Here is a 22,269-nt window from a genome sequence, read left to right as displayed (position 1 = left end):
AAACAAACATTTTATCCGTATCTTACGTTACGTTGACACAGATGTTAAGTCCATGTGCAAAGGTTTTCGCTTTATGTATGCTTTATATTTAGTGAGATGGAACCCACCTAACGGTGGTTTCACTAAGTCAGCGTAAATAAAAAACAACTACCTAAAGAAAGATAAACGAGGCTAAAAGCCTCTTTTTTCCTACTTTCCGCTTCTTTGAAGTTTAGATGCCTGCATCAGGTTACGTCAACACTGGAAGGCAACGATCAAACTTCTTTATGCCTCCTGTCTGATTCTAGTGACAAATTTTTACAGTGTTCTACTTAATTATTTTAGCAAATTATAATTATTGCTTTACAGTATTTTTACATATGAAGAAACACAATGAAGATTTAGTAATGATTCTTTTTTCTATTAGCAAATTTTGATGAAAAAGGATAGAGTCTTTTCAGGATTATTTGAAGTTATTGTAATCAAGTAAAATCAAAAACCTATTTTCAACAAAAACAAAAGCAGTAAACAAAAACCTTGTCTGCATTTGAAATTTTTAGTTAAAAATTTTAAGATATAAAAAGATAGAAATTATTTATTATAGCGATTGTCGATTGTATGAAAACACCAAATTCCTTGCTGTCAAATCATTTCAGCAAAGTTTTTGTATCTTACTGAACTGCACACGGCTATATCTTGATTATGAATCGATTCGCTAAAGCCTTAAATACCAATTATATTTGAAGCTGCATATAATTAACGTGCGGACTGGAAAGCAGAAGGGTATATATTTGGGGAAGCAAGCTACACGCAACGTCACGCTCTGAAGGCTAGCTAGGCTACCTTGCAGGAAGCCGCTTTGCGTCTATGTTTCTGAGCCAGTGACTACTATTTTTCCTGATGGCTTTATGTGTAGCCTTATCTGGTATAAACACATATACAATAAATAATAAATAAAAAAAATGGCATTTACTGATGGAGTTTATATATAGAAAATGCAGATAAATAGCCAGACTTCAGAGTATAAGCAAAATATTCCGTTAGATACCTTAACTCACATCATCGGCACTCAAGTTCTACAGGAATTGAATGATGCCCAAGTAGTTCATCATTCGGATTTGTGCATCCATAAAATGTTTGAGATGCAAGTAGAGCGATCGCCCCAAGCCATTGCTGTAGTATGTGACAATACACAACTTACTTATCAGCAGTTAAACCAGCAGGCGAATCAACTAGCGCACCACTTACGGACTTTAGGTGTTGGGCCTGAGGTACTTGTGGGCATTTGCCTGGAGCGCTCCTTGGAAATGATCGTAGGACTACTAGGCATTCTCAAAGCTGGAGGCGCTTATGTGCCTTTAGATCCGGCATATCCCTCAGAACGTCTAGCCTTCATCTTGGAAGACACCCAGACACCAGTATTGTTAACCCAAGAGAAATTGCTCAACAACCTGCCACCGCATCAAGCACAAGTAATTTGTCTGGACTCAAACTGGCAAGAGAATATCCAAAACAGTCAAGAAAATCCTGTTAATGAGACAACGGTTGATCACCTCATCTACGTAATCTACACATCTGGTTCTACAGGACAACCCAAGGGTGTAATGATTCCTCACCGTGGAATCTGCAATCAACTCTACTGGAAGCAAACAACCTTTGGATTAACTCAGGCAGACAAAGTTTTACTGACTATTTCTTTTAGTTTCGACCCCTCTGTGTGGCAGATATTCTGGCCATTGTGCTTTGGAGGGCAATTGTTCATGGCTCGTCCTGGTGGACATCAAGACCCTGCCTACCTTGTAAAGGTGATTACTGAGCAGCAAATCACCGTTTTGGCCTTAGTACCTTCCATACTCCGTGTCTTACTGGAAGAGAAGGGAATTGAGAATTGCCGATTTCTCAGACACATTATCTGCGGTGGTGAAGCTTTACCTGGCGAACTGATAGAACACTTTTTTGCCCAATTGAATTTAGACAATGTTCTGCATAATTGTTATGGCCCGACAGAAGCTTCCATTGATACCACTTTCTGGACTTGCCAGCGCGGCACTAATTACGCTATTGCTCCCATTGGTCGCCCCATTACTAATGCAGAGATTCACATCCTTGATGAAAATTTGCAGTCTGTGCCTGTTGGTGAATCAGGCGAACTGCATATTGGCGGTATTGGTCTAGCGCGAGGCTATCTTAACCGTCCAGAATTGACCATAGATAAGTTCATTTTCAACCCTTTTAGCTCTGAACCTGGGGCACGTCTTTACAAGACTGGGGACTTGGCACGTTACTTGAGTGATGGTAATATCGAGTTCCTTGGTCGGACTGACTACCAAGTGAAAATACGTGGCTTCCGCATTGAATTGGGAGAAATTGAAGCCATATTAGGTCAACATCCGGCACTGACGCAGACTATAGTCATAGCTAGAGAGGATGTTATCGGTGACAAGCAACTAGTGGCATATATTGTTGCCAGTCCAGAGAAAATTCCTAGTCAGGTTGAATTGCGTCGCTTTTTGTCAGGTCAACTGCCTGAATACATGGTGCCTAGTTTCTTTGTATTTTTGGATACCTTGCCACTAAATGTCAACGGAAAAATAGACCGTCGGGCTTTACCAGCACCGGATACATTTGCTCTTAGTCTATCAACTAACTTTGTCCCACCTCAGAATTCGACAGAAGAGATATTAGCTAACATCTGGGCAAGAGTTTTGCGTCTGGAACAAGTAGGTATCCACGACAATTTTTTTGAATTGGGAGGTAATTCACTGCTGGCCACTCAAGTTATGTCTAGGGTTCGCCAAGCCTTTCGGATAGAAATACCGTTGCAACTTTTGTTTGAGAATCCAACGATCGCTACTTTAGCTCAAGCGATTACCCAAAACCAGACTCAAGAATATGATCCCCAAAATCAAACTATTCCCCAAATAGCCAACCGGGAGTCAGCCCCTTTATCCTTTGCCCAACAGCGAGTGTGGTTTTTGCAGCAGTTGCAACCCGACAGCAGAGCATATATTCTCTCCAAAGCCCAGCACTTAACGGGCACGTTAAATACAGATGTATTACAGCATTCACTAGATGCGATCGTTGGCCATCATGAGGCGCTGCGAACAAACTTCATTACATCACTTGATGGTAGCCCCATACAAGTAATTGGCCCGCCTCGGTCAGTGGAACTCAAGGTAATTAAGGTAACACCGGAGCAAGTGGAATGTCTGCTAAATCAAGAGGCGCAACGCCCTTTCAACTTAGAAACTGACTTGATGCTGCGAGCTACCTTACTGCAAATAGACGAACAGCAGCATATACTTTTGTTGGTCATGCACCACATCGCTTCAGATGGGTGGTCAATAGGCATTCTCTGGCAGCAGTTAGCAGCCGTTTATAAAGCCTTTTTGAGCAGTAAACCTTCCCCTCTACCAAAATTGCCCATTCAGTATGCCGATTTTGCTGTCTGGCAACAGGCATGGCTATCGGGTGAAATCCTCTCCAGCCAAATCAACTACTGGAAAACCCAGTTAGCAGCTGCTAATACTGTATTAGAATTACCAACCGACCGACCACGGCCACCAGTCCAAACTTACCAGGGAGCAGTGCAATCCCTGATGCTACCCCAGACCCTGAGTACATCGCTCAAAAAACTCTCGCATCAAGAGGGTGTCACCCTATTCATGACATTGCTGGCGGCTTTTGGCACAACATTACACCGCTACACTGGACAAGAAGATATTCTTATCGGTTCCCCTATTGCTGGTCGCAACCAAATTGAAACCGAAGGGTTGATTGGGTTCTTTGTCAATACCCTAGCCATACGCACTAACTTTTCAGGCAACCCAAGTTTCCGGCAGTTACTTAGTCAAGTTCGAGAAGTAACACTAGGAGCTTATGCCCACCAAGACCTGCCCTTCGAGAAGCTAGTAGAAGAACTACAGCCAGAGCGAAATCTGAGCCACTCACCGCTGTTTCAGGTAATGTTTGCCTTCCACAATACCCCAAGCCAACTTTGGGAACTGCCGGAATTGAACATTACCCCTCTAGAAGTCCATAACGGTGCAGCAAAGTTCGATCTTACCCTCGACCTGGAAGAAACTTCAGAGGGGATCAAAGGTGGAATTGAATACAACACAGATTTATTCGATGCTACAACTATCGCTCGAATGCTTGGGCATTTCCAAACTTTACTTGAAGGCATCGTCGCCAACCCAGAACAGCATATTTCAGATTTACCTCTGTTAACACCAGCCGAACAGCATCAGCTACTAGGAGAGTGGAATAATACCCAAGCTGACTACGATTTATCTCAATGTCTGCACCAGTTATTTGAAGCGCAGGTAGAAAAAACACCAGATGCGATCGCTGTAAAATTTGCAGACAAGCACCTTACCTACAGTGAGCTAAATTGTCGTGCCAATCAGCTAGCAAACTACTTGCAAACTTGTGGATTCCAGCCAGATGTACTTGTAGCCATTTGTGTTGAGCGTTCCTTAGAAATGGTTGTCGGATTGTTAGGGATTCTCAAGGCTGGCGGCGCTTATGTACCTCTTGATCCCGAATATCCCCAAGAGCGTCTGGCATATATGTTAGAGGATTGTCAAGCCCCAGTGCTGCTCACCCAAAGTAATTTGCTGGATCATCTACCCGGAAAAACTCAAAAAATTTGCTTGGATACAGAGTGGGAAACAATCTCACAACAAAGCGATATCTACCAAGAATCCCTTCGGGTTCAGCGGTTCGCAATCGACGGGAACCGCCAAGACTGCGACCCTCTCACCTCTTTGCGTCTACGCAATCCCAATTCAAGCGTCAAACCTCAGGATCTAGCTTATGTAATTTACACCTCTGGTTCCACTGGCAAACCAAAGGGCGCGATGAATACCCATCGGGGAATTTGCAATCGCTTACTGTGGATGCAAGACGCTTACAAACTAAATGCAACTGATAGCGTTCTGCAAAAAACCCCTTTTAGTTTCGACGTTTCCGTTTGGGAGTTTTTCTGGCCACTATTGACAGGGGCGCGTTTAGTGATGGCTCAACCAGGCGGGCAGCGAGATGCAACTTACTTAATCAACACCATCGCCCAAGAGAGAATTACAACACTGCATTTTGTACCCTCCATGTTGCAGATATTTTTAGAAACCAAAGGGCTAGAGCGTTGCAAATCTCTAAAACGGGTGTTTTGTAGTGGAGAAGCCTTACCAGTTGACCTCCAGGAGCGGTTTTTTGACCCGATGGGATGTGAACTACACAACCTCTATGGGCCTACTGAAGCGGCAATTGATGTCACATTTTGGCAGTGCCAAAGAGAGAGTAACTTAAAAAGTGTACCGATTGGGAGAGCGATCGCCAACACTCAACTTTATATCCTCGATTCCTATCTGCAAGCAGTTCCATTGGGTGCGATCGGCGAACTTTATATTGGTGGTGTCGGAGTTGCCAGAGGTTATCTTAACCGTCCAAACTTAACAGCCGAGCGATTTATTTCCCATCCCTTTAACGAAGGCGAAAAACTTTACAAAACGGGAGATTTAGCCCGCTATCTTGCCGATGGCAACATTGAATACATCGGTAGAATCGATCATCAGGTAAAAATTCGTGGTTTCCGCATCGAACTTGGAGAAATTGAAGCTTTATTAGCACAACACCCCACCGTACAGCAAACTGTCGTCACAGCTAGAGTTGATAATCCAGAAAACCAGCGACTAGTCGCCTACATCGTTCCTCACCCAGAACAGACACCAACCACAGACGAACTGCGTCACTTCCTCAAACAAAAACTGCCAGAATATATGGTACCTAGTGCTTTCGTTTTACTAGATACCCTACCCTTAACCCCCAACGGCAAAATCGATCGCCGCGCTTTACCAGCGCCAGACTCAACAAGGCTTGATTCAGAAAACACCTATCTGGCTCCCCGTGATGAATTAGAATTTCAACTGACCAAAATTTGGGAAGAAATTTTAGGTATCCAACCTATCGGTGTCAGGGACAACTTCTTTGAACTAGGAGGACACTCCATATTAGCGGTAAAACTGTTTTGGCAAATTGAGAAGGAATTTAGTAAAAATCTGCCTCTTGCCATTCTCTTTCAGTCAGGTACTGTAGAGGCTCTAGCCAAAATCATCTCCCAAGAAGAAGACATAGCAACAAACAAGGCTTTAGTAAATACCTTAGATAAATTAAAATCTAGCTGGTCATCCCTGGTAGAAATTCAACCCAACGGTTCCAAGCCACCTTTTTTCTGTATTCACGGACTGGGTGGAGAAGTGTTGTGTTTCCGTCAATTGGCACTGCATTTGGGTTCAGATCAACCATTCTATGGACTACAGCCACAAGGACTAGATGGAAAACATCCTTTCCATACACGGGTTGAAGATATGGCGACTCACTATATCCAAGAAATTCAGACTCTTCAGCCCAATGGGCCTTATTTTCTGGGAGGTTATTCTTTTGGGGGTATAGTTGCTTTCGAGATGGCTCAGCAACTCCAAGAGCAAGGTGAACAAGTTGGTATTCTAGTTATGCTTGATAGTTGTCGTCCAGGTTATAGCTGGCGGGCGTCATTTCTCAAGCGAATTTTTTTGCATTTAAATAATGTCGTTCAACAAGGGCCAGGCTACATTTGGCAAAAGACTATGGAATGGAGCTATTGGCGTAAGCAGCATCTCCAAAATAGATATAACCGTTACTTGGAAGGGGTACTTCATTTACCTGAGAATGACAAGCATTTAAAGAGTATAGATGCTAATACTCAAGCCATCAGTGAATATATATTCTCACCTTACCTTGGTCGAGCTATCCTCTTGCGGACAGAAGATCAAAATCGAAGCGAAACTGTAGGCACACAATACGATCCTCAATTCGGCTGGGGTGATCTAATAAGCGGTGGATTAAATACCCATTACCTTCCCGGATCTCACCTTGAGCTACTTAAAGAACCCCACGTACAGGTGTTAGCCGAAATATTGAGAAATTGCTTAACTCAGGCGCAGTCTCCATCGATGACAGACAGATGAATGAGCAATACGCTTGCTCTAATTCACTCCTTTTTAACGTGAGTTCGATGAACCTCTCCCTCCCAACCTCCCTCTCCAAAACGGAAAGTGAAGAGCAACGAAAAATTAAGCTTTTTGCTCCCCTCTCCGTGTCGGAGAGGGGCTGGGGGAGAGGTCAAATAAGATTTGTCGAACTCACGTTGATATAACTTTATTTTTTCAGATTTTGGTAGATATACAGTGAAGAGATTGTATTAAAATTTACTTCTTGACGATCATCTTCATTAGTATTTTTAAATAGGACTGTAAATGCACCAGCACCTAACTTATCTTGAGGAAACATCCGATAACAAGGCATCGTAGTTAAATGTGATTGATATTTGGCTAAATTACTAATTTCTATTGCTTGAAACTGGGGAAATCGTTCCAAAAACCATTCACAAACTTGCTCATTTTCTTCGGGTGAATATGTGCAAGTCATATAAGCAAGATAGCCTTGTGATGAAACAATTTTAGCAGAGTTAGCTATAATGCGCTTTTGCCGATTTGCACTCTTATTAATAGCAGTTGGGTGAAAACATCCGGGTGCTTTTTCTCCTTTAGCAAGTAAAGATTGTCCAGTACAAGGAGCATCTACTATTACTAGATTGCCAAAGCCAGGAAACATTTGAGCAAATATGCTCGAATCTCTATTAACGACTGCACTAGGGTTAATCTGGCAACGCTTCAAATTAGAAATTAGCATTCCCAGACGTTTGCCAATTACTTCATTACTGATGAGTAAGTCAGGTTGTAAAGCTTTCCACGCAAAGATACTTTTACCTCCTGGTGCAGCACACATATCAAAAACTAAACGCACTGACTGAGGAATAGCTAACAGAGTAGTAGCTGCAAAGACTGAAGAAAAATCTAAACAATAGAAATATCCTTGTTGATGTAAGGGATGCTGACCGGGTTTTTCTCCCAAAGATAAGCGGTCTATAAATTGTGGTTGCCAAGAGGTTGGTGTTTCCACTGCTAAAGGCAAAGTTTCTGACTTTTCTTGACACCAAAGAATACTGGGCGAAAAAGGCTGAGGATTTATCAAAGCCTCGATAAATTTTTCTTGTTCATCTAGATTAGAGAACAAACGTCGCGAGACTTTAAGTAATAAATTAGAAGGTTTTTCCATGTGAATAAATATAATACCAATTTTCAATTATCTGTAACCTGAGTTTCTTAATTACGAATTACAAATTACAAATTTATAGGTTGTATCACAATCAAAATAAAACTGTTACACAAGAACAATGTAATTAAGGCTTTTGGCTTCATACTCAAAATATAATGACCGCCATTGGGATCGCAATGGCCAAGCTACCCCACTGCACCGGAGAAGGTCATGTTCTTAGATAGTTTTCAGGAAAAATTACGCAAAGAAGCACAACTATGGAGGGATGAAGGATTAATTAGTTCTTCGCAGTATGAACAAATAGCAGAACGTTATCAATTTAAAAACCTGGAAGCTGCTGCACGCGATCGCAATAAAGCGATCGCGATCGCTATCGGTAGCATCCTTTTATGCTTAGGCATAATTACCTTTGTAGCAGGAAACTGGCAGGGAGGATCGCGAGAAGTCAAATTTATTCTGATGATGAGTTTGTTTTTTGCGATCGCAATCACTGGATTTTACACTTGGAGACCACCTGAAGGAAAGAAGCCACAAAAAAGCAAACGTCTACTGGGAGAGGGGTTGCTAATTTTAAGCGCCTTCATTTTCGGTGCAAATTTACTGCTGATGGCCCAGATGTTCAATATTGTCGGTTCAACTTCCCAACTGTTTCTCGCCTGGGGGTTGGGTGTTGTAGTGATGGCCTTCAGTTTGTCCTTAAATTCTTTAGGAATTCTGTCAATTGTTCTCGTGGAAATCGGCTACTGGACTGGACTAGAAGACTTGTGGTACGCTTCAGGTGAGTTAACTTGGTCGCGACTAGTAGTGCAGCATATGCCTTTGTTGGCATGGCTGGTGTTTGTCCCCTTAGCCTACTTCTGTCGATCGCGTTGGATTTTTGGTCTAGCAGCCTTTGTTTTTGCTAGTTCCTTACAAGCCAACCTTAATCCCCTGCCACTGCTGAATTATGCTGATATAGCCCCTTGGGTGGCATCTTTTGCTTTTGCACTCCCACCTGCATTATTCTGGAGTTATGATGACTTGCTGTTTCCAACCATAAATTACAGATTGTTTCAATCTTTGGCTCGTAATTTAGCGTTGGTAAGCTTCGGCGTTGTCTTTTATGTTCTGTCTTTTCGTTGGGTCTGGGAATCTCCAGATTATGGTTATAATCAGCCAACGAATGTGACAAACTTATTCGAGTCTTTGCCGATCATCGATTTGGGGATTCTCAGCGGTTTGGCGGTATTGCAATGGTTGTTTCTACTGCGTCAAAGAAATAATCCTCCGCGCCGCGAAGTGATTTTCACAACTGCTGTCATTAGTACATTTCTTGTCTTTATTGCTCTAGTACCTTTTTGGCATCAAACTATCAGCCGGATCGATGAACTTGGCATTTTTATTTTCAATGTACTTCTAGCAACATTAGCCTGGGGACTAATTCAAGAAGGATTGAAATTAAGCAACAGAAGTTCCTTTTGGGGCGGTATGCTGTTATTAACACTGCAAATTATCAGTCGCGTGCAGGAGTATGATACAGACTTACTTTTCAAGTCCCTAGTCTTTGTCTTGTGCGGTTCTGCTTTAATTAGCGCTGGGCTCTGGTTTGAACGCCGCTTACCTGGTGGTAGCTCTACAAGTAAAAAGTAGTGTGAATTCTGAATTCTGAATTCTGCTCATCATCAAAATCTCTGTGCGTCAAAGTTTTTAAAGTTTCTCTGCGTCAGTCCTAATCTCGTTACTTTTGACCTCCTCAATACCTCTGCTTTTTAGGACTACGCTCATGACTAATAGTTCTTCTGAATCTAAAAATAAACCCTTGTCTCCCGAAGCCGAATTCTCCAGTAAGGTAACTTTTCGGGATTACTTGATTACTACTGAACAAAAATCGAATAAGCCCTTACCTTTTTGGCGGTTAATAGCTCCCCTGGCGCTGCAAACAGGGCTAATTATGGCAGTACCAGCCCAAGCGGTTTATACAGATGTGACAGGTAAAACGGTGATTTTGCAAACCGTACCTGTAGACCCTAACAATGTGCTGCAAGGTAACACCTTAGACTTAGATTACAACATATCCCGGACTGCAAATTTGAGCAGACTACCTGGTTGGCAAACATTAGTCAGCAAAGGTCGTGGAAGTGGCAGAAGATTGCCAGAAGGAACCAATATCTACGTAATCTTGCAAGAGCAATTATCCTCTGGTCGCGGTGTTCCTAGAGCTTGGAGACCCTTACGAGTAACTAGCGATCGCCCCACAACTCTTAGAGCCAATCAGGTAGCCTTAAAAGGTGTTTATCAGGATGGTTCTGTCAACTACGGCTTGGAAACATATTACATCCCAGAAAACCAACGCCAGCAGATTAGGAACGACTTGCAAGCCCAACGGGCCCGCAGAGGACAAGTACCACCCATTGTGGTAAAGGCGAAAGTAGATCCACAAGGGAAAGCAGTCCCAGTTAGTATGTGGGTGCGCGATCGCAACTATCGCTTTTAAGCTGTTAGACAAATAAACATTGCATGTTTACACGCAAAGTTTGTCTCCAAAATTCTGAGCGCCGGCAGTCGGCGCTCAGAATTTTCTGTTTGTCATTTCTATTTACAAAGCGCAACCTTTGCCAGTTACGTTGTTGCAACAACCCCAAAAGTTTTTATTGGCGATCGCTACAAATTTCTTAGTACTCAGCAACACACTGTCTCCTCAGCATTGACCACTACTAGGGCACAATCAGCACTGGGCAAGGGGAAAGGTTAATTACGCGAGTGGTCACACTATCATCCGCTCCCTCTTCAGTCAAGCCTAGCCCCCGACAGCCCATGATGATTAAATCTGCCCCAATTTCATCAGCGACATCGCAGATAGTAAAAGCTGGTTTGCCTTGCCTCTCCAGGATTTCGGATTGAATTCCTTGCCCAGAAAATAAAGATTGAGCATTTTCCAGGAGTTTGGCAACTACCTCTGGTGACACCATCGGATCGGCACTAGGCGCTTCTGGAGGTGGTTCTTCTACCACAGACAGCAGCACCAAGCGACTGCCGTACTTTTTGACTACGTTGGTCACTACGTCAGCAGCTTCCCGCGTTTCCCGGCTTTGATCAATAGGAAATAGTACTGTTTTAAACATTTCTGTCACCTGGGCACCCCTGACTCCGGTAAAATCTGGATGGTTCTACTTTCAAAACAATAACAAAAAGGCAATCAGGAGAGTTTGGTGTGTCCAAAAAAAGTTTAGCAAGTTTATCTTCGGCTGATATTTCAGGAAAACGTGCCTTAGTGCGGGTTGACTTTAACGTGCCTGTGGACGATCAAGGCAACATTACCGACGATACTCGCATTCGCGCCGCTCTGCCAACCATTAGAGATTTAACGGAGAAGGGTGCTAAGGTCATTCTCGCAAGCCATTTTGGCCGTCCCAAGGGTGTGGATGACAAATTACGCCTAACTCCCGTTGCCAAGCGTCTCTCGGAGTTACTGGGGCAAGAAGTCATTAAAACTGATGACTCTATTGGTGATGAAGTTGCAGCTAAAGTTGGCGCGTTGCAAAATGGTCAAGTGCTGTTATTAGAAAATGTCCGTTTTTACAAAGAAGAAGAGAAAAACGACCCAGAATTTGCAAAAAAATTGGCAGCTAATGCTGATTTTTATGTAAATGATGCTTTTGGTACTGCACACCGCGCCCATGCTTCTACTGAAGGTGTGACTAAATTCCTCAGTCCTTCTGTGGCTGGATATTTGGTTGAGAAGGAGTTGCAATATCTGCAAAACGCCATTGAAAATCCCCAACGTCCTTTGGCGGCCATTATTGGCGGTTCCAAAGTTTCCAGCAAAATTGGCGTGATTGAAACGTTGCTGGAGAAGTGCGACAAGCTGATCATCGGCGGTGGGATGATTTTCACATTCTACAAAGCCCGTGGTTTGAATGTCGGTAAGTCGTTGGTAGAAGAAGACAAGCTAGAACTAGCGAAGTCTTTGGAAGCTAAGGCTAAAGAACGCGGCGTTGCTTTATTGCTGCCCACAGATGTGGTATTGGCAGATAACTTTGCCCCTGATGCCAATTCTCAAACCGTTAGTATTGAGAATATTCCAGATGGTTGGATGGGTTTGGATATTGGCCCAGACTCAGTGAAGGTTTTCCAAGATGCCCTTGCAGATACCAAAACGGTAATTTGGAACGGGCCAATGGGTGTATTTGAGTTTGATAAGTTTGCAGTAGGTACAGAAGCGATCGCTCATACCCTCGCTGAAATTAGCAAAACTGGCACAACCACCATCATTGGCGGCGGCGACTCAGTAGCGGCTGTGGAAAAGGTTGGTTTAGCCGATCAAATGAGTCACATCTCCACTGGCGGCGGCGCTAGCTTGGAGTTACTCGAAGGCAAGGTATTGCCTGGAATCGCAGCTTTAGATGATGCGTAAGTAGGGATTGGGGACTGGGGACTGGGGACTGAATAAGGGAATAGGGTACAGGATGCAAATTTCCTTTCATCTGTCACCTTTTCCCTAACCCCAATACTCAATACCCAAGCCCCTAGATGAGAAAAATATAGCGCAAAAATTACAAGCGATCGCTCAAAACGGCTGCTGGAGTTTATCTGGTGGATGGGCTAATGTTGGCGAGTCCCCAGTGAGGTAGTTGTGAAAGAAGTATATAAAGAATCTGGATATTAAGCACGTACTATCAAACTATTAGTAGTTTATCACCAAGACAAACAGTCCCAAAAAGCAAAATCAAATAACAGTATAGACATCAATTACTTGTAGATTTACTGTTAAGAGCAATAGAGAAAACTTCCCACAATAAGACTATCAATATTGATAGCGCTAGCCCTAAGTGGCACCGACTAAAACTTTGATGTAGTGACATTTAAATATCCTACATAAAGGAGTGCTGATCATCAGTTTAAACATATTTAATTTGCATATTTAATTTTTATCAATCTCTTGCTGAGAAAATATATTAATAGTCTAGATAATGCCAATTCAATATAGAATAGCTTATCTTTCCTGCTCAATTTATTTATAGCTCTAAAAGGTTTTTTGTGTTCACAGAAAATTTTTAAATTGCGTAATTATTTTACATGAATATTAAATTTCAAACTTACTCGTAGATGTATACTTTATTTCGGCGTTATTTTTTACATAAAAAATATGGGGATTATACCCATAATCAGCTTAGTAGTCTTTACTACTGCTTTATCAATTTACTTGCTGCTGACCTCAAGGGGTCGATTTTTGCTTAACTCTTTGGTGACAAAAATAAAACTGCAAGGGTGGAGATTGAGATATGGCAAGCTTAACTACCTGAGATCAAGATTTTCCAGAACTATAACAATTGCTGTAATTATTATGGCAGCAGTAATAGCTGGAAATACTGTATCGGCAGAGGTTGCGGGGCCGCCTCCAGTTTCGCTCAGGAGCGTATCGGTTCCAGAACCTGACAATCTTGGGGACTTCGTAAAAGACAAAACAGCTGCAATCAAGTTAGGAAAGACTCTTTTTTGGGATATGCAGGTTGGGAGCGATGGAAAGACCTCCTGTGCTAGTTGTCACTTCCATGCTGGAGCCGACAATAGATCCAAAAATCAGATTGCTCCTGGGCTTTTGCGAGTTAACCCTAATGGTACAGAGAATCCAGATACAGTTTTTAATATAGGTGGGCTACCAAACTACCAACTAAAACTAGAAGATTTTCCCTTCCACAAGCTGTCAAACCCAAATGATCCTACGACTGTTGTATCTGACAGTAACGATGTCAGTTCTTCTCAGGGGATTTTCAATACGAAGTTTGTGGATGTCACACCTGGTAATGCAGAAGACCAAGTTACAAACGAACCAGATCCGGTGTTTAACGTGGGAGGTATAAATGTGCGCCGCGTCGAGCCGCGCAACACCCCAACCGTGATTAATGCAGCATTCAACTTTCGCAACTTCTGGGACGGAAGGGCACAAAACGTCTTTAATGGGGTGAATCCCTTCGGTTTAAGAGATCCTAACGCTGCTGTTGTTAAGGCAGCAACCCCAAATAATCTAGAATTTGTGAAAGTCAGCCTGAAAAATTCATCTTTGGCATCCCAAGCGGTTGGGCCGCCACTCAGTTCCTTTGAGTCATCGGCAGATGGTCGTACTTTTCAAGAAATTGGTGATAAATTCGGGCGAATTGACAGAAGATCCCTCAGCGTTGGTAAGGGTAAAAAGCTCCCCCGAAAACTTGCGAAAAAGTTACTCCCTCTCAGACCGCTAGGTAAACAGGTTGTGCATCCACAAGACAGCGTTTTAGGTCAAGATAGTAGATCGCCTAAACCTGGACTTAAAGATAGAACCTACACTCAGATGATTCAAGATGCCTTCAAGTCGGAGTGGTGGAAGTCTAATCGACTCATCCAAGTTGACTCTGAAGGTAGACGGACTTTTGTCAAAAAGCCCGATCGCTCCTTGGAGACTAATGAGTATACATTGCTAGAGTACAACTTCTCGCTATTCTTTGGGCTGGCAATTCAGTTGTACGAGTCTACGCTCATTGCCAGTGATACACCCTACGATCGCTTTTTAGAAGGAAACACCAGCGCCCTAACCCCACAGCAGCAACGAGGGAAAGGACTGTTTGAGGGCAAAGCTCTGTGTATTGGTTGCCACAGTGGATTAGAATTAACAGCTGCTTCAGTAAGCAGTGTGGCTAAAGACGGACGAATCAAACGTGCGCCGTTCGGCCCAAGATCCCCTGAAGACACTGGTTTCTTCAATATCGGTGTCAGACCTCCCACAGATGACCCCGGTTTGGGTGGTCATGACCCTTTACAGGGTAACGGTCAAGGTAATCCGCTTTCAGAGGTACGATTGGCTCAGTTGGGCAAATTTCAGCTTCTTCTCGGCGAAAACCCCCCAATCCTCACTCCACCGTTGAATTCTAGCGAAACTGTGTTTGTAGACGGAGCCTTCAAAGCACCTGGACTTCGTAATGTGGAACTCACTGCTCCCTACTTCCACAATGGAGGTCAGGTGACTCTAGAGCAAGTGATTGATTTTTACAATCGGGGTGGTGATTTTGGGGCACTTCCGCCGCTAAATCTGTCACCAGAAGAAAAACAGGAATTGGTCGCCTTTTTAAAAGGGCTGACTGATGAGCGAGTTCGGTATCAGAAAGCGCCCTTTGACCACCCACAATTGTTTGTCCCTAATGGACATCCGGGTAACTCTAACTACGTTGTCAATGATGGCACTGGTAAAGCTACAGATAGCTTACTAGAAATTCCTCCTGTTGGTAAAAATGGTGATATTGGTACACCAAATTTCCTGAATTAATCCCATTTCACGACGAAATACCTGATACAGATAAATATAGGGGCGTACAGCTAGCTGTACGCCCCTATATTTATGATTTAGTGGAATTATGGTAGTTACGATCGCTTAACTAACGAGTGCGTAGGCGTAGCCCGCCGGAGGCATCACCAAGTATCGGTTCTACATTGCTAACTTTGGTATTGTCTAGGTAATTATAGACTCTTCTGGAAACTTCACGGACAAAATCTCCAGCTTTGGGATCATAGTTTGGTCTTTGCACCAAAACACCTGCTAAATAGCTTTTGCCGTTGGGCATTTGAATAATACCCGCATCACCAATGATAAATCTCAATGTACCAGTTTTGTGGGCAATGGTCGCTCCTTGACCGATACCTGCTGGTAGTAAACTATTGGTTTTGACACGGCGCATAATACCTAAAACTTGATTGCGGCTAGTTGGGGATAACAAACGATTATTAGAAACTAAGGCCGCCAATCTGACCAAATCTTTGGAACTAGTTGTATTTGTGCCACCGATGTCTGGAAGGAGATTCCGAAGTGCTGTATTTTGCAATCCCCAGCTCCGAAAACGTTGACTAACTTTTGCAGCACCACCCAAGCGATCGAGAACTAGATTTGTGGCGGTATTATCGCTGATTGTCATCATCAGGGTAGCCGTTTCCAGGACGCTAAATTTAGTGCCGATGGGTTTGTATTGCATAATTCCAGATTCACCAACCTTTAAATCGCGCCGCATCACTAATTTATCGGTGAGTTTAATTCTACCTGCGTCTATTTCTTGGAAAAGAGCCACTAATAAGGGAAATTTGATTGTACTGGCAGCAGCAAATCTTTTTTCGCCATTAATATCTATATAGTTTCCTGTATCTAAATCTAAGAAAAATATTCCCGGATTCAATGTTTTATAACTTGCCAACAAAGTGCGAATCTGAGAAGTGATACCAGCCATCTCTTGACCAAGATTCACAACTCCAGCAAATGTCGATGCATCTGTAGATTTGATGGCAATATCTTCTCGATTTTCTCCAACAATGGGATTACTTTGGCGGTTAAATGAATTGAATTTGAAAATCCAATGAGAACGGGAATCTCCTTTAATTGATATATTTTGGGAAGTAACATCATAACCAGGAGCTAACTCAACGACAAAACGAGTGGTTTGAGGGTCTGGTTTGCCGAGGCGAATTTCTTTCACCGCCTTACCAAAACTTCGTTTGACAGTATCGGAATTAAAATTAGTTCCAGGTAAGTCAATCACTAATCGATTAGGATTATCTAATATAAAGGCTTTTGGTTCTATTCCCGAAGTGGTAGTTAAGTCTAATTGATTTTGGCTAGAATCATAGTACCAAGACTGTAATTGTGAGGCTTTAGCTTGTCCTGCAACTAGAACCAAACTGCTTAAACCAATCGCCAGTAGATGTGATTTCATGTTGTGATTGTGGGTGTGCAAGTAAGGAGTAACTAATCAGGTTTACTTAGATTGTTTTCTGATGACTGTGCTGAACTTCCGGAGAAAAAGTCATAAATCCCGTTGGGTTATTTTTAGCAGATGAGGTTTGGGATTAGATAAGCACGATAAATCATCATTACTTATTAAAAGTAAATCGCTGACAATTTTATTTGTGGTGTGAGTTGACAACAACAAAAATTGTTAATCTAGCGGAAGGACGAGCGAAGGATTAATTATGTTTCCAGCTTAGGGATTATAAACAAATTACTACTACTTATTTATGGGCGTGTGGCCAGAGGTGTTGCCCTGATCCCCTAACGCCTGCTCCCTTCTAATCTACGGTGTACACACAAGTCGAAGTAAACTACTAGGAGAAGGGACTTGAAGGGGCAAATGAGAGTGGAAAATCCAATAAAAATTCATGCTCAACTGTGGTTCGGAAAAGCATTTGGCGACCCAAGGTTGATAAAAAGGGGACAGCGTTGTACAAAGCAATGGGAAAACATCCATCAGTCAGCGTCCGTCGAATAAGTAGAAACAGAGTATAACTTGTAGCATATTACCGCTTTTTAGAAAATCAGAACGTGACAGTAAAGGAATTAGTCCGAAGCCAGTCAGACCACTACCTATTTACAAGTTTTTGAGTTTATGCTTGCATAAGTATGTAAACAATACTTATACACTAAAATGACATATCAAATGACGATCGAAAAGATAGAAAGTAACGAACTCAGGGAACTCAGTGAGAACGAACTCAGGGAACTCAGTGAGGAGGAATTAGCATCAGTAGTCGGTGGAAGGGCGCTAACCAACTTTTTAAAGTATGAGATAGATTTATTAAAGCATTTGGACGTTGAATTTCAGATTCCGGGTTAAACCATTGTGGAACCTGAGACATTAGAGCCGGAGAATCGTCTATTAAAGCTATTAAAGGTTGTCTACATTTAGAATGAAATAACCCTGGGTAAATGCCTTGTTTATCAAAGCTATAAACATCCAATGTGGGCAACCTCTGAAGCTGATCAATGGCTTGATACAATTTAAACTGAAGCCATTTTTTGCCAGGATAGGAACAGGCAAAGTGGGGAATAGAATAACATTTATACGCAATAATGTTGGTGAGCTAAAAGTTCCTTCTTGGGAGATTGACATAACTACCCTCACCTTCTCCCACACCTCACTTCGACAGACATGCCTCTGGCTGGTTTTGACTACGCAAAACTGTCCCTCTCCGACTCTCAAGAGGGACAGACTTGAACTTTTATTACAACCCAGAGAGAGGTTCGTTGACAGTTCAGCTTAAAAGAAATCAGCCATCCAAGGAGAACTACCTGCAAATATTTGCGTAGCGGCTGAAATAGCTGTTTGTGTTCCATGCAGTTTTCCGGCTATTTGCAAATGGTAGGGAGTGAACAAACTTGTATATAGTGGTGCTAGTTCTCGGACATCTAGCTGCAACTCACCTTTTCCACCTTTTGTAACTTCACCGCGTCCATTGGCAACAGAAAGAATAAATTTACCATTGTTTGCATCTAGCAAATTATCTTGAATATCTAAATGCAGTTCAGTTTCAATTCCCGATGGATAGCCTCGCATCTCCAGCGCCTTGACTACATCTACTACCCGCAGTAGCCAACGCATCGTATGCCTAAGCTTGGCAGTTTGCTCTGGTAGCAGCAATGTCAAGGAATCGCTCACAGAACTCCTCCATCGTACTTGGTCAATTTGGGAGCGATGATTGGCAAGAAAAGACCAAAATGATTGTGCAGCCGCAACTGTGAGAATTACCCAATCTTTGATTCGCAGAATTGCGCCATCCTCTGTTGAATGTTGACTGAAGAGGATGTAGCCTTGGGGTTGATCTTTTGTACCGATAAAATATGCGTAAAATATTTCCTTCTCATCTGGTTGGATTAAGCGCTCCCAGATTGCTGGATGCCGGTCTAAATATCCATGAGTTTGTCTCGCCTGCTGCTGATATAGTTCATGAAAGACTTGATGATTGATACTCACTATTGGTTGCAAAGGTAGGGGTTGCTCCCGCACTTGAATACTTTTAGTAGCAACTTCCCAATTACACCAACTACCCCCCTGTTCATACCCGACTTTTCGATACAAAGTTTGCACTGCTGGATAAAGAGCAGAGAGCGGTACACCTCTAGCATAAAGTTCTTTGAGGGTGTGCTGCATGAGAGCGATCGCAGATCCCGATCCGCGATACTCTGGAGCAATGCCCACTGCGGCAATTCCAGTCATTGGTACACGCACCCCACCCCACCATTGACCCATATTCAGAGTTGCCAATCCACCAACTAATTGTTTTGACTCACGAATAATGCGGAAATTTTCTACGCCAATCAGGTTGATATAAGCTTCCTCGCCACCAAGTGCGCTGATAAAACACTGCTCAAAAATAATCTCAAGCTGCTTAATATCCTGGGGATGGGCAAGAGTGCTGTATTCAAATTGAGCCGTCATCTCTCATACCATTAGTAGGACAAAACCACAATTATCCTACAGCAGTCGTTACCCCAATGCTTCACCAACTTGGGGATTGGGGACGGGGACTGGAGATTAGGGAAGAAAGATTTTCATGTGTCTTAGTGTACTCAGTTGATGATGGTTATTTAGTACACAATGGCGGAAATAAACAGATCATTCCATCTGTCTAATTGAATGCACAGCTGAGAACACGGCAGTATCCACTGATGTCAACTTCAGCTTAAAACACTTCACAAACTACATTTTTATCGCAGCAACCCTGATATAATAAATTTTCGGATAGTCGCGACCTGGGATGTAGTAATAGATCATCTCTTCATAGGGATAAGAAGCTTTTTCCTTCACTAATCTTATAGTCAGAAAGCTCCAGATCATGCTCCTAATCAGTCCAAACTATACTAAGCTAATCGTTATTCAAATTGCATCTCCAGGTCTTTGTGTCTCCTCCTCCCTGCGTCTTTATAGCGATTTTAACTATGCAAATTAAAAGCGCATCAGCTTACTGCGCGTTCAGTTTTCACTTTCGAGACACTTACGCTTATAAATTTATCTGTTAATGAGTGGCTTGAGGACTGTTTCTTTCATTCATAGCGCGTGATGTGCTACCCGTCTGTTGCTCTTAACAAACCACTTACAAAAAATATGTCAATAAGTTGGATTTACCTCATTTTAGCAATCATATTTGAGGTTTCAGGCACAACTTGCATGAAGCTATCGCAGGGATTTACTAAAATAGTTCCTTCCGTATTAATATTTGTCTTCTATGGACTTTGTTTTACTTTTTTGACCTTTGCTCTCAAAAGACTTGAAGTGAGTTTAGCTTATTCTGTCTGGGCTGGATTGGGAACTATCCTAATTGCTATTATAGGGATTATCTGGTTTCATGAATCTGCTACATTGATCAAACTTTTGTCGATCGCCTTCATAATCATGGGGGTAATTGGCATAAATGCAAGTAAATAAATGAAATAATTATGAATCCAGCAAAGGATCTTTGGATTCACAAATCAAAGCCTATATAAGTAGTACAGAGCCAGAGACATTTCTTGTTTTCTCTGGGCTTGTCGTTATATCATGTTTGGCTCATCACTGCTTATTAGAATCTCTGTGCATCATCTTAAACAATCAGTCTTTAAACGGACATTGTCTCAGATAAAAAATACCTCGTCAATGTTAAAATAGACGAGGTAAATAAACCAAAACTGATCATTCTGCTTATTGCTGTTGTAGTGAATACACCAGCAATTTTTATTGTTCCGCTAGCAGAGCAAAATGAGCAGACTTAGCTAAATGCTCTTAAAAGTATAGTAAACCTCGATAAATATAGCCCACAAGTAATTGACTTTTAATACTTTAGCAGAGGCAATCAAAGTCATGCAGCCAAATTGGCACATTTTTTATACACTGAGGCGTAAAAAACATTGCTCAATGGTATCAACTTATATCATGTTCGGGTAAAGACTTATCATTTAGACCGCAGGGGTGCAGGGGTGCAGGGGGGGCAGGGAGCAGGGGTGCAGGGGGCAGGGGGCAGGGAGCAGGGAGAAAGAGGTTTTCCTGACTTTTGCACGGATGCGGTAATCATAAGTAATTAACTGGACTTGATATTACAGCAATTTCAGGTAATTCAACCATAGTTTAGGGGCATACAGTACAGTTGTGCGCCCCTAAAGAGGATTGTGGGTAATCCCAGCCTATTAGCTCAAAATTTATTAAACCCAGTAGAACGACGATAAAGTAACCAGATAAACAGGGGTGAACCCAGTAACGCAGTTACCGAACCTACTGGTAGTTCTACTGCTCCTAGTCTAGAGAGTAAATCTGCAAAAGTTAGTAACCATGCTCCTGCAAGGGCGGAGAGTGGTAAAACAAAGCGATGATCTGTGCCAACGATGAGGCGGACACCGTGAGGGACAACAAGACCAACAAATCCAATCAAGCCACTGATGCTGACTGCACCTGCGGCTAATAGAGTGGCGACACCACCAATTAACAGACGCGATCGCGTCAACGAAACCCCCAAACTCACAGTCAAATCATCTCCCAAAGCCAGCACGTTTACCGATCGCGCCAGCAAGCATCCCCCGATTAATGCAACGATGATGTAAGGGGCAGGCGTAGCAATTTCTTGCCAACCCCGTCCATTGAGACTACCAACCAACCAACTCAGCGCAATTTGAATTTGACCGTCTTCAGCTAAAAGCAGCAATGTACTTTGTACAGCACCAAATAAAGAACTCACCGCCACTCCGCCTAAAATCAACCGCTCAACAGAAATTCCCGACCCCGTTCGACCGAGTAAAATAACGATCGCAGAAGTTAGAATAGCTCCCATCCATGCTGCTAAAGGAATTGCGATCGGGAATATTTGCCACACAATCATCAGAATCACAATTAATCCTGCACCTGCTGAAATACCCAAAATAAATGGATCGGCAAGACTATTACGTAACATTCCTTGTAGCAATGCTCCTGACATTCCCAAAGCTGCGCCGACAATGATCGCAGCCGTAATGCGTGGGAGACGCAAATCCCAGAGAATTGTCTGTTTAACCGGATCGCCTTTGTGGAGTATGGCTTGCCAAAATTCCGACATACTTAAAGGTACCGCTCCTTGAGAAAGCGACAGCGCTAGCGTTATCACCAGTGCTGTACCAAGGAGTAAAACAGACCAAAATACGCGGTGTTCAGTAAAAATTGTCTGAAATGGTCTAGTCAAATTTAGATATGTATTTTTTTTTAATATAATCTTTCCCAAACAAAGCCGCATTTAAAGATAGTAAAGATAGCTTCTCTTCGATGATCCTCAGAAGGTCAATGTCGAGCCTCAGAAGGTCAACGTCGAGCCTCAGAAGGTCAACGTCGAGCCTCAGAAGGTCAAAGTTGAGCCTCAGAAGGTCAA

At 42.7% G+C, this 22,269-nt stretch carries 13 protein-coding genes; 7 read left to right on the top strand and 6 right to left on the bottom strand.

Annotated features, from left to right (window positions below):
- The first annotated feature begins 974 nt into the window (after positions 1-974).
- On the top strand, positions 975-6,986 hold the full coding sequence (locus HWQ44_RS20370; protein ID WP_292722295.1) for a non-ribosomal peptide synthetase: 6,012 nt from the start codon (positions 975-977) through the stop codon (positions 6,984-6,986).
- Between the two features lie 190 nt (positions 6,987-7,176).
- On the opposite strand, the gene HWQ44_RS20365 is transcribed toward HWQ44_RS20370, so the two are convergent.
- Complete coding sequence (locus HWQ44_RS20365; RefSeq protein ID WP_292722475.1) at positions 7,177-8,136, bottom strand: RsmB/NOP family class I SAM-dependent RNA methyltransferase; 960 nt, start codon at positions 8,134-8,136, stop codon at positions 7,177-7,179.
- Between the two features lie 210 nt (positions 8,137-8,346).
- Between HWQ44_RS20365 and HWQ44_RS20360 the strand changes: the two genes are divergently transcribed.
- Both HWQ44_RS20360 and HWQ44_RS20355 read left to right on the top strand, forming a co-directional pair.
- Positions 8,347-9,765, top strand: a complete 1,419-nt coding sequence (locus HWQ44_RS20360; RefSeq protein ID WP_292722293.1) for a DUF2157 domain-containing protein — start codon at positions 8,347-8,349, stop codon at positions 9,763-9,765.
- 133 nt (positions 9,766-9,898) lie between these two features.
- A complete protein-coding gene (locus tag HWQ44_RS20355; protein ID WP_292722291.1) occupies positions 9,899-10,609 on the top strand; it encodes a GDYXXLXY domain-containing protein in 711 nt (236 codons plus the stop codon).
- Between the two features lie 220 nt (positions 10,610-10,829).
- Here HWQ44_RS20355 and HWQ44_RS20350 read toward each other — a convergent pair whose 3' ends face one another.
- Positions 10,830-11,237, bottom strand: a complete 408-nt coding sequence (locus HWQ44_RS20350) for a universal stress protein (protein WP_292722289.1) — start codon at positions 11,235-11,237, stop codon at positions 10,830-10,832.
- An 89-nt stretch (positions 11,238-11,326) separates the two neighbouring features.
- Here HWQ44_RS20350 and HWQ44_RS20345 point away from each other — a divergent pair, with 89 nt between their 5' ends.
- Complete coding sequence (locus tag HWQ44_RS20345) at positions 11,327-12,529, top strand: phosphoglycerate kinase (protein WP_292722286.1); 1,203 nt, start codon at positions 11,327-11,329, stop codon at positions 12,527-12,529.
- 930 nt (positions 12,530-13,459) lie between these two features.
- Positions 13,460-15,412: a cytochrome c peroxidase gene (locus tag HWQ44_RS20340; RefSeq protein ID WP_292722284.1), complete on the top strand. Its 1,953-nt coding sequence runs from the start codon at positions 13,460-13,462 to the stop codon at positions 15,410-15,412.
- A gap of 109 nt (positions 15,413-15,521) precedes the next feature.
- Here the strand turns inward: HWQ44_RS20340 and HWQ44_RS20335 are convergent, their stop codons facing one another.
- Entirely contained in the window at positions 15,522-16,844 is a 1,323-nt protein-coding gene (locus tag HWQ44_RS20335; RefSeq protein WP_292722282.1) for a serine hydrolase, read from the bottom strand.
- A 720-nt stretch (positions 16,845-17,564) separates the two neighbouring features.
- On the opposite strand from HWQ44_RS20335, the gene HWQ44_RS20330 reads away from it, so the two are divergent.
- The gene (locus tag HWQ44_RS20330; protein ID WP_292722279.1) at positions 17,565-17,741 is read left to right on the top strand and encodes a bacteriocin; all 177 of its coding nucleotides are present in this window, start codon (positions 17,565-17,567) and stop codon (positions 17,739-17,741) included.
- A 423-nt stretch (positions 17,742-18,164) separates the two neighbouring features.
- Here the strand turns inward: HWQ44_RS20330 and HWQ44_RS20325 are convergent, their stop codons facing one another.
- Positions 18,165-19,343 carry a GNAT family N-acetyltransferase gene (locus HWQ44_RS20325; RefSeq protein WP_292722276.1) on the bottom strand — a complete coding sequence of 393 codons (1,179 nt, stop codon included), beginning with the start codon at positions 19,341-19,343 and terminating at the stop codon, positions 18,165-18,167.
- A gap of 666 nt (positions 19,344-20,009) precedes the next feature.
- On the opposite strand from HWQ44_RS20325, the gene HWQ44_RS20320 reads away from it, so the two are divergent.
- Positions 20,010-20,330 (top strand): multidrug efflux SMR transporter, encoded by a 321-nt coding sequence (locus HWQ44_RS20320; protein ID WP_292722275.1) that lies wholly within the window; start codon positions 20,010-20,012, stop codon positions 20,328-20,330.
- A gap of 739 nt (positions 20,331-21,069) precedes the next feature.
- Here the strand turns inward: HWQ44_RS20320 and HWQ44_RS20315 are convergent.
- Positions 21,070-22,137, bottom strand: coding sequence for an iron ABC transporter permease (locus HWQ44_RS20315; RefSeq protein ID WP_292722273.1), 1,068 nt, complete (start codon positions 22,135-22,137; stop codon positions 21,070-21,072).
- Positions 22,079-22,269 (bottom strand): hypothetical protein (locus HWQ44_RS20310; protein ID WP_292722270.1); only part of this gene is annotated, 191 nt, incomplete at its 5' end. The genes HWQ44_RS20315 and HWQ44_RS20310, both read right to left, overlap by 59 nt.

The organism is Nostoc sp. JL34, assembly GCF_017114945.1.
GTDB lineage: Bacteria > Cyanobacteriota > Cyanobacteriia > Cyanobacteriales > Nostocaceae > Nostoc.
This window is presented reverse-complemented; position numbering and strand designations above follow the sequence as displayed.